This window comes from Streptomyces sparsus, from assembly GCF_054776295.1.
Window position 1 is genome coordinate 1 of record NZ_BAAHCA010000613.1, and the last position, 3,008, is coordinate 3,008.

Below are 3,008 nucleotides of genomic sequence, written 5' to 3' on the forward strand. Positions count from 1 at the left end.
GAGGAACCGGACCTGCCGCACGCCTCCGGCCGGCGCCGGCCGCGGGTGGCCGGCAAGGTCATCGACCTGGCCGAGCACGGCGAGAACGGCGAGAACGCTCCGGCAGCGGACGAGCCGTCGCCCGAGCGTCGCCGCCGCATCTCCTGAGACCGGCGTCCGGCCCCCGGCGGCCCGGGGCTACTTGTCGATGTCGCCGACGACGAAGAAGAACGAGCCCAGGATCGCCACCATGTCGGCGACCAGGGTGCCCGGCAGCAGCTCGGTGAGGGCCTGGATGTTGTTGAACGAGGCCGAGCGCAGCTTGAGCCGGTGCGGGGTCTTCTCCCCCTTCGACACCAGGTAGTAGCCGTTCAGCCCGAGCGGGTTCTCCGTCCAGGCGTAGGTCGAGCCCTCCGGCGCCTTGAGGACCTTCGGCAGCCGCTGGTTGACCGGCCCCGGCGGCAGTTCCGCCAGCCGGTCCAGGCAGGCGTCGGCGAGGTCGAGGGCGTTGTGCGTCTGGCGCAGCAGGACCTCGAAGCGGGCCAGGCAGTCCCCCTCGGGACGGGTGATCACCTCCAGGGTGTCCTGGAGTTCCCCGTAGGCCAGGTACGGCTCGTCGCGGCGCAGGTCGAAGGAGACCCCCGAGGCACGGGCGATCGGGCCGCTGACACCGTAGGCGTGCACCGTCTCCGGGCTGAGCACGCCGACGCCCCGGGTGCGGGCCCGGAAGATCTCGTTGCCCAGCACCAGGTCGTCGAAGACGCTCATCCGTCCGCGCACCGCGGCGACCGCCTCGCGGACCCGTCCCGCCCAGCCCGCCGGCAGGTCCTCCTTGAGGCCGCCGACGCGGTTGAACATGTAGTGCATGCGCCCGCCGGAGACCTCCTCCATGACGTACTGGAGCTTCTCCCGCTCGGTGAAGGCGTGGAACATCGGCGTGATGCCGCCCAGTTCCAACGGGTACGAGCCGAGGAACATCAGGTGGTTGAGCACCCGGTTCAGCTCCGCCAGCAGCGTCCGGGTCCACACCGCGCGCTCCGGCACCTCCATGCCGAGCATGCGTTCCACGGCCAGGACGACGCCCAGTTCGTTGGAGAAGGCGGACAGCCAGTCGTGGCGGTTGGCCAGCACGATGATCTGGCGGTAGTCGCGGGCCTCGAAGAGCTTCTCGGCGCCGCGGTGCATGTAGCCGACGACGGGTTCGGCGGCACTGATCCGCTCGCCGTCCAGCACCAGCCGCAGCCGCAGCACCCCGTGCGTGGAGGGATGCTGCGGGCCGATGTTGAGCACCATGTCCGTGCTCTCGGCCGCTCCTCCGATACCGACAGTCGTCTCCGTCATGGCGCACAGTCTGGCAGCTGACCGCCGCCGGGTCCTCCTGCGGTCTGATCCGGGCCGCGACCAGCCCGCCTAGGCTGGGGGCATGCAGCATCAAGCGGACGGTGAGGCCCAGGAGCACGAGGCACCGGTCCCGGAGCACAGCGCGCCGGTCCAGGAGTCCCGGGAATCCCAGGGGGCCCGGCAGGAGCACGGCGTACCGGCTGCGGAGAGCGCGGCGCCGGCGGAGAGCGGAGTTTCGGAGCACGGAGTCCCGGATAGCGGGGCATCGGAGAGCGGGGCACCGCTGCCGGAACGCGGCGCGGCCGAAGAGTGGCGGGGTGTCGAGCGGGCGCTGCTGCGGATGCGGCGCGCGGTCCTGACGGGGACGTCGGCGGTGGTCGTCGGTGGCGCCCTCGCGCTCCTGGTCCCGCTGGCCGGACCCGCCTGGGGACTGCTCGCCCTGGTGTGGCTGCTGCCGGCGCTGTGGGGCTGGTTCGCGCTCGGCCGCAACTGGCGGTCCTGGCGGTACGCCGAGCGGGCCGACGACCTGCTGATCAGCCGCGGGGTGCTGTGGCGGGAGCTGACGGTGGTGCCGTACGGGCGGATGCAGCTGGTCGAGGTCACCTCGGGACCGCTGGAACGCCGCTACGGGCTGGCCCGGCTCCAGCTCCACACCGCGGCGGCGGCCACCGACGCGGCCATCCCCGGCCTGGTGCCCGCCGAGGCGGAGCGGCTCCGCGACCGGCTCACCGAGCTGCTCGAGGCCCGTTCGGCGGGGCTGTGAGCATGGCGGCGGATCCCACCGAAGGCACCCGGCTGCACCCGATCACCCCGTGGCGGCGGGCCTGGGCGCCCATCGCCGGCCTCGTGGTGTTCTCCATACAGGACTTCAACCGCACCCGCGAGTGGATCACCCAGCTCACCGTCGGCTGGCTGCTGGTGGGCTTCGCGGTGCTGGTCCCGGTCGCCGCCCTCTACGGCTTCCTCTCCTGGTGGGTGACGAGCTACAAGGTCACCGAAACCGAACTGCGCATCCGCACCGGCCTGTTGTTCCGGCGGGTGGCGCACATCCGGCTGGACCGCATCCAGGCCGTGGACATCAACCGGCCGCTGCTCGCCCGGTTCGCCGGGGTGGCCAAACTCAAGCTGGACGTGGTCGGCACCAACTCCAAGGACGAGCTGGCGTTCCTCGGCGAGGCGGACGCCGTGGCGCTGCGCGCCGAGCTGCTGGCCCGCGCCGCGGGTATAGCGCCCGAGGCCGCGCCGGACGCCGGTGAGGCGCCGGAGAACGAGCTGGTGCGGGTCCACCCGCGGATGCTGACGGTGGGTCTGCTGCTGATGGGCACCGGCTGGGGCCTGCTCGCCGCCGTGCTGCTGGGCCCGGCCGTGATGTGGGTGCTGACCGGCAGCCTGGGGGCGGCCCTGGTCGTGGTGGTCCCGATGCTCGGCGGGGTGTGGATGTCGACCATCGGCCGCTACCTCAACGAGTACGACTGGAAGGTCGCCGAGTCCCCCGACGGACTGCGGCTGGACCACGGCCTGCTCGACCGGGAGCACGCCACCGTGCCGCCGGGCCGGGTGCAGGCGGTGCGGGTGCTGCAACCCCGCCTGTGGCGCAGCCGGGACTGGGTGCGGGTGGAGCTGTCCGTCGCGGGCGGCGACGCCGACAGCACGGTCCTGCTGCCGGTCGCCGAACGGGCCGTGGCGGC

Annotated in this window: 3 protein-coding genes; 2 read left to right on the forward strand and 1 reads right to left on the reverse strand. The window is 72.7% G+C overall.

Features of this window, described 5'->3' with window-relative positions:
- Nucleotides 1-177: 177 nt before the first annotated feature.
- Nucleotides 178-1,329, reverse strand: coding sequence for an NADH-quinone oxidoreductase subunit D (locus ACYVE9_RS21055; RefSeq protein WP_461029452.1), 1,152 nt, complete (start codon nt 1,327-1,329; stop codon nt 178-180).
- Between the two features lie 274 nt (nt 1,330-1,603).
- Between ACYVE9_RS21055 and ACYVE9_RS21060 the strand changes: the two genes are divergently transcribed.
- Together ACYVE9_RS21060 and ACYVE9_RS21065 are read left to right on the forward strand one after the other, a co-directional pair.
- Nucleotides 1,604-2,083, forward strand: coding sequence for a PH domain-containing protein (locus tag ACYVE9_RS21060; RefSeq protein ID WP_461029453.1), 480 nt, complete (start codon nt 1,604-1,606; stop codon nt 2,081-2,083).
- Between the two features lie 2 nt (nt 2,084-2,085).
- A partial coding sequence (locus tag ACYVE9_RS21065) for a PH domain-containing protein (protein WP_461029451.1) occupies nt 2,086-3,008 on the forward strand: 923 nt, incomplete at its 3' end.